The sequence below is a fragment of the Oscillospiraceae bacterium genome, assembly GCA_031265355.1.
Lineage (GTDB): Bacteria > Bacillota > Clostridia > Oscillospirales > UBA929 > JAIRTA01.
This window is the reverse complement of the sequence record JAISCT010000045.1, coordinates 64,157-70,462: the sequence shown is the minus strand read 5'-3', so window position 1 is coordinate 70,462 and position 6,306 is coordinate 64,157. Positions and strand designations below refer to the sequence as shown.

The window sequence follows — 6,306 nt, the reverse complement described above, 5'->3', positions numbered from 1 at the left end:
GAGATCGCGGAGTGGGCGGCGCCGTTTGTGGAGTACACGTATGAAAACGACATCATGCGCGGCACCGGCGACGCCTTCCGGCCCCTCTCAAACCTGACGCGGGAACAGACCCTCGCCATCGTCTACCGTTCCATCGTCAAGTACGAATGGTCCGTATGAGCGGATTTCACTGGCAGGCAGCCATCCGCTCAGAGACGGGTTTTGTGCGCGCCAACAACGAGGATAACTTCTACTTCAACGGCCGGTTTCTCTCCCCGGAGGAGGCCGACGCGGGTCTCACCACCGAGCAGTCGTTCGTCGGGTCCGGACTCTTTGCCGTCTTCGACGGACTGGGCGGTTACGCCTTTGGGGAGCGCGCCTCCTTTTTGGCCGCCTCACTCCTCCACGAGTGCCTGTCCGGCGCGGACCCGGGCGACGCCGAGGCGCTGGACCGTTATTTCGCTGAGACAAACCGGCGCATCTGCCTGGAGGCGGCGCGCCAAAACACGATCATCGGGTCCACAGCGGTCCTGGCCCTCATCGAGGGCAGGACCCTGCGGGTCTGCAACGTGGGAGACAGCCGGGCCTATTTGCTGCGCGGAGAGGACTTCACCAAGCTGTCGCTGGACCACACGGTCCCGGCGCCGCGCGCGGCGGGCGGGCGGGGGCACTGCCTCACCCAACATCTGGGGATCCCGGAGGACGAGTTCCTTGTCGAGCCGTACAGCGTGCGCCTGACACTTCAGCCGGGCGACAAACTCCTGCTGTGCAGCGACGGTCTCACGGACATGGTGAGCGAGGATGAGATCCGCCTCACCTGCCTGGCGGACGCGCCGCCGCTGTCTCTTGTGCAGACGCTTGTCGACCTCTCTCTCTCCGCCAGCGGCCGCGACAACATCACGGTTTTGCTCCTTATTTGTCATGAAAATTGACATCAAAAAGTTCGTATATTCCCCTATAATTCACACAAAATTCCAGGGGGCGATGCCGTGATTGTGACGCTGCTGACAGTGGACAGGATCCACAGCGTGACGCTGCCCCGAAAGATAAGCGGGCAGTACTGGTTGTCCGATACGGACGCTGCGGGACGGGAACGCCGTCTGGCCGGTATCGAGGGTACGCAGGGCAGATGGATCCTCAAATCGAACCTTGAGATTGCCGTACTGGACGACGAGGGCCGAGAACGCCCGCTCGTGGAACTCGCCCCGTCCGGCTTTCACAGCCTCCGTTACCGCTCCGGCGCACTGGCCCGTCTCACCGTCGAGGCCATCACCCGGGAACAGCAGGACTACCGAAAATACGCCCCGCGCGGAGACTGCCGGCTGTCCATCGGCCGGGGGGAGGACAACCAGATCGCCGTGGATAACCGTTTCGTGTCCGCGCGGCACGCCTGCCTCTCGCTGACGGACGGCCGCTGGCATATCAGCGATCGAGGAAGCCGCAACGGCACCTTCGTCAACGAATACAGGGTGTCCGAGGTGGATCTGCGCGCCGGGGACGTCGTATTTATCATGGGCGTCAAGATCATCGTCGGGAGCATGTTTCTCGCGATCAACAACCCAAACGGCCAGGTGTCCGTCTCGGAAAAGGCGCTGCCCGCGCTGCCCGCCGGCGTGGTCGGCGCCGCGCCGCGCCGCGCGCTGGGGCCCGTGCCCTTTTACTGTTCCCCCCGGCTGAAACAGAGCGTCCGGCGGGAGACCATCGCCGTGGACGCGCCGCCCGCGCCGCGTCGGACGGAGGAGGCGCCGCTCTCCCTGCTGTACGGCCCCGCTGTGACCATGGGTCTGACGGCGGTGTTGATGGGCGCGCTCTCCCTCCACGGCACGGCCGGCGGCGGGGCATCGCCGACCGCCGCGCTGCCCACGCTGGCGATGGCTTTCAGCATGCTTGCCGGCGCGCTGCTCTGGCCTCTGCTGACAAAGCGCTCCGAACGAAAGCGCCGCCGCGCGGCGGAGACGGAGCGGCAGATGCGTTACCGCGCCTATCTCCAGTCCGTTCGGGCGCAGATCGCTCAGCTGGCGCAGGCCCAGCGGGCCGTCCTGCTCGAAAATCACCCGCCGCTTGCGGAGCACTTTGACCGCACGGTACGGCGCGGCCGCCGCCTGTGGGAGCGCTCCCCGGAACAGGACGACTTCCTCCAGCTCCGCCTGGGGTTGGGGTCGCTGCCGCTGGCGGCCGATCTCCGATACCCCGAGGCGCACTTCTCTCTCGAAAACGACGACTTGCAGACCGAACTGGCTGCGCTCGCGGGAGAACCCACGATGCTGACGGATGTGCCGGTGACCCATTCCCTGCGCAGCCACCCGTTCACCGGCATCATCGGCCCGCGGCCGCTGGTGCTGGATTTTGCCCGAGGCCTCGTGCTCCAGACTGTCTCGCTGCACAGTTACGAGGACATAAAACTCGTGTTCCTGCTCGACCCGGCGGAACTCGGGCCGTGGGCGTTTGCCCGCTGGCTGCCCCACACCTGGGACAGTGGGGACAGCGCCGGCGCCGTGCGCTTTTTCGCCGTCGGCGAGAGCGCGTGCAAGGCGCTCTCCTCTCACCTGGAGCGCGTATTGGCGGGGCGCGCCGAATCGGACGGCCGAGCGACGGCCGGCGACCGGCCGCACTATGTGCTGCTGGTGGACTACGCGGGCCTCGCAGGCCGGATGGAATTGCTGCGGACGCTGCGGACGCGACAGAAGACCTGCGGGTTCAGCGTCCTCTTTTTGAACGACGCGCTGCGGGATCTGCCCAAGGAGTGCTCGACGGTGATCGAGCTCTCGGCGGACGTCTCCGCCGTCTTCGACAAAGACGACGTCTCCGGCGACCGCACCCGTTTCCGAGCGGAAAGCGCCGCCGGCCTCGACGCGGCGCGTGCGGCTCTCGTGCTGGCCAACACCCAGCTCGACATCCAGAGCGAGCGTTACGCGCTGCCGTCCCTCATCACCTTTTTGGGTCTCTTCGGCGTGGGCAAGGTGGAACACTTGAATGCACTCACCCGCTGGAAGGAAAACAACCCCGCCAACAGCCTCCAGGCTCCGGTAGGTCTGATGGCGGACGGGGAGATCTTCACGCTGGACCTGCACGAAAAATTCCACGGCCCCCACGGCCTGATCGCCGGGATGACGGGCTCCGGGAAGAGCGAGTTCATCATGACGTTCATCCTCTCCCTGGCTGTCAACTACCGTCCGGACGAGGTCGCCTTCATCCTGATCGACTACAAGGGCGGCGGCCTGGCCGGCGCATTTGAGGACCCGGACAAGGGCCTCCGTCTGCCCCACCTGGCCGGCACCATCACAAACCTGGACGGCGCGGCGGTCAAGCGGTCACTGATCTCGATCCAGAGCGAATTGCGGCGGCGGCAGCGGATCTTCCGCGAGGCGCGGCCGCTTTCGAACGAGGGTACCATCGACATCTACAAGTACCAAATGATGTACCGTTCCGGCCTGGTGACGGCGCCGGTCCCCCATCTGTTCATCATCTCCGACGAATTCGCCGAACTCAAAACCCAGCAGCCGGAGTTCATGGAACAGCTCATCAGCGCGGCGCGGATCGGCCGCGGCCTGGGGATCCATCTGATCCTCGCCACCCAGAAGCCGTCGGGCGTCGTGGACGACCAGATCTGGAGCAACAGCCGCGCCCGGGTCTGCCTCAAGGTGCAGGAGAAGGCGGACAGCATGGACATGCTGAAGCGCCCCGACGCGGTGTACCTGTCGGAGACCGGGCGCTTTTATCTCCAGGTCGGCTTCCACGAACTCTTTGCGCTGGGGCAGGCCGCCTGGTGCGGCGCGCCCTATGTGCCCTCCGACGAGGTGGAACGCAGCCGGGACGACGGCATTACGGTGGTGGATCATCTGGGCCGGGCCGTGGCGGAGGCCAAGCCCAAACCCCGGCGTGGCCCGGAGGGCCATACGGCGACACAGACAGCGTCCGTCGTCCAATATCTCTCCGCGCTGGCGGAGGAGGAACATGTGTCGGCCCATCCGCTGTGGCTGCCGGCCATCCCGCCCGTCGTTTTGCTCGGCGATCTCAGGCGCAAGTACGCCTACGCCGCCGAACCCTTCGCGCTGGACCCGGTCATCGGTGAATACGACGACCCGTTCAACCAGCGCCAAGGCCTTCTCACGCTGCCGCTCAGCCGCGAGGGCAACGCCGTGATCTTCGGCGCGGCCGGCAGCGGAAAGACGACGCTGCTCAACACCCTGCTCTGCGGCCTGCTCTCCGACTACGGCGCCGACCGGCTCCATGTGTATCTGATCGATTTGGGCGCCGAGACGCTGCGGGCGTTTGAACAGGCCCCCCAGGTGGGCGGCGTTCTCTTTTCGCAGGACGAGGAGCGGATCCGCAATCTGCTTCGGATGCTGGTGGCGGAGATCGCCGACCGCAAACGCCGTTTCGCCGAATTCGGCGGTGAATTTGCCTCCTACTGCGCCGCCAACGGCGAGCCGGCGCCCGCCGTTTTGCTGATCGTGCGCAACTATCTGGCCTTTATCGAACAGTTTGAATCCTATGAGGACGGGCTGCTGCAGATCGCCCGTGAGGGAGTCGGCTACGGCGTCCACGTCATCCTGACCGGTAACGCCCCCCACGCGGTGCGCTACCGGATGCTGCAAAATTTCCGGCAGACCATCGTGTTGCAGCTCAACGACCGTTCCGATTACTTCGGCGCACTCGGCAACACCGACGGCGTATACCCTTCGAAACTCAAGGGGCGCGGTCTCGTGCGGCTGGATACGGTCTATGAGTTTCAGTCGGCCGTGTTCGGGCCGGACACCTCGCAAAAAGCCATCCGCGCCTTCTGCGCCGGCCTGGCCGGGCACGGCCGCACGGCGGCGGCGCCGCCGGTGCCCGTCCTGCCGGCGCGCGTGGACGCCGCCTTTGTCCGCGGCGCGGCGCGCTCTCCGGCCGCGCTGCCGGTGGGGGTGGACAAACAGAGCCTCCAGCTTGTGACCATCGATCTGCAGTCGGCGGTGGCGGTCTGGCTGTCGGCGCGGGATCTCTTCTCATTGGCCGGCCCGGCGCGGGGGTTGGCGGAGACGGCCGCGCTGCTGCCGGACGCACACACCACGGTGTGGGACGCGGGGGACCTCTTCCCGCAGACCGGCGCCGCGTACGAATGCGTGGAGCGCGATTTCGAGGCTCGGGTGCGCCGTCTCTTTGAGGAGATGGTGCGGCGCAACAACACCTACAAGACCGCCTCCGGCGACGCAGCCTTCCCGATGGCGCTGTACATAATTGTCTCCCTGGGCCATCTGCTGGAACAACTATCCGGCGACGGGCAGGACAAACTGCGGGTCCTCATGGAAAAAGCGGAGGGCGTGTACAACATCCGTTTTGCCGTCTGCGACACGGTGCACGGGTTTGGCGCCGTCTCTTCCGACGGCTGGTACAAACGTCACATGGCCGGGGCCGACGGCGTCTGGGTGGGCGGCGGTCTCGCCGACCAGTACGTCTTCCCGTTTTCGAAGGTCTCCGCCGGTTTGTACGAGGAGGTGGAGGACGGTTTCGGCTACGTGCTGCGCCGGGGGCGGCCGATCCTATCCAAGCTGCTCACCGCCCTGGGTCCGGAGGGGAGTGAACCGCGATGAACAAACTGCTGATCGAGGTCTATCTGCCGGCTGCCGGGCGCTCCTTTGATGTGTCCATCCCGTCCGCCCTGCCGCTTTATGAGGTGACGGCGCTCGTGTCAAAGGCGCTGTCTGAGCTCTCGGAGGGTCTCTTTGTCGCCAACGCGTCCACTGTGCTCTGCGATCGGCAGACGGGCGAGATCCTGGATGCGCACATGACCGCGGCGGAAGCCGGCCTGTATAACGGCGCCGGATTCATGCTGATTTGAGAGCGTCTCTCCCCGGCAGCCCCGCCCGGCGGACAAAACAAGAGGCGCTCTTTACAAAAACCGGATGAATTGGGGCTGTACTTTGTGAGCGGCCTGTAGTATAATGCAATTATGGACACTTTTTTGTCTGTATATATTCAGGATATATACAAAATATGGTCAGTATATGTGTGCAAAAGAGAGGAGACAACATGTCAAGAGGGCAGATTCTCGTAGACATCGCACAATTGGAGAGTGCGGCCGTCAAGATGGAGGCTCTGGCGGAGTCATACCGGAACGACTATCTGCGCCTGTTTCAGACGATCCAAGACCTGCGCTGCGTCTGGTCCGGGCAGGACAACGCCGTGTTTACACACCAAATCGAGGGGTTCGGGGGCGACTTCAGGCAGATGGAGGTGCTTTTGCGGGAGTACGCCGGTTTTTTAAAGAAGAGTGCCCGCGCCTACCGAGAGACCCAGGAAAACATTCGCAGCTCCGTACAGTCGCTGTCGCGGAGTGCCTGGTGA

At 64.8% G+C, this 6,306-nt stretch carries 5 protein-coding genes; all 5 read left to right on the top strand.

Features of this window, described 5'->3' with window-relative positions:
• The first annotated feature begins 3 nt into the window (after positions 1-3).
• The 5 genes from LBK75_06690 to LBK75_06670 all read left to right on the top strand — a co-directional run bounded on the left by LBK75_06690 (position 4) and on the right by LBK75_06670 (position 6,306).
• Positions 4-159, top strand: a complete 156-nt coding sequence (locus LBK75_06690; protein ID MDR1157981.1) for an S-layer homology domain-containing protein — start codon at positions 4-6, stop codon at positions 157-159.
• Positions 156-911, top strand: a complete 756-nt coding sequence (locus LBK75_06685) for a protein phosphatase 2C domain-containing protein (protein ID MDR1157980.1) — start codon at positions 156-158, stop codon at positions 909-911. Before LBK75_06690 ends, LBK75_06685 begins: the two co-directional genes overlap by 4 nt.
• 57 nt (positions 912-968) lie before the next feature.
• A complete protein-coding gene (gene essC, locus LBK75_06680; GenBank protein MDR1157979.1) occupies positions 969-5,552 on the top strand; it encodes a type VII secretion protein EssC in 4,584 nt (1,527 codons plus the stop codon).
• Positions 5,549-5,800 (top strand): methyltransferase, encoded by a 252-nt coding sequence (locus LBK75_06675; GenBank protein ID MDR1157978.1) that lies wholly within the window; start codon positions 5,549-5,551, stop codon positions 5,798-5,800. The genes essC and LBK75_06675 overlap by 4 nt, the downstream gene beginning before the upstream one ends.
• A 191-nt stretch (positions 5,801-5,991) precedes the next feature.
• On the top strand, positions 5,992-6,306 hold the full coding sequence (locus LBK75_06670) for a WXG100 family type VII secretion target (GenBank protein ID MDR1157977.1): 315 nt from the start codon (positions 5,992-5,994) through the stop codon (positions 6,304-6,306).

Excerpts from the sequence above, each read along its gene's own strand:
- LBK75_06685 (MDR1157980.1), top strand. The coding sequence starts at position 156 with ATGAGCGGATTTCACTGGCAGGCAGCCATCCGCTCAGAGACGGGTTTT.
- LBK75_06675 (MDR1157978.1), top strand. The coding sequence starts at position 5,549 with ATGAACAAACTGCTGATCGAGGTCTATCTGCCGGCTGCCGGGCGCTCC.
- LBK75_06670 (MDR1157977.1), top strand. The coding sequence starts at position 5,992 with ATGTCAAGAGGGCAGATTCTCGTAGACATCGCACAATTGGAGAGTGCG.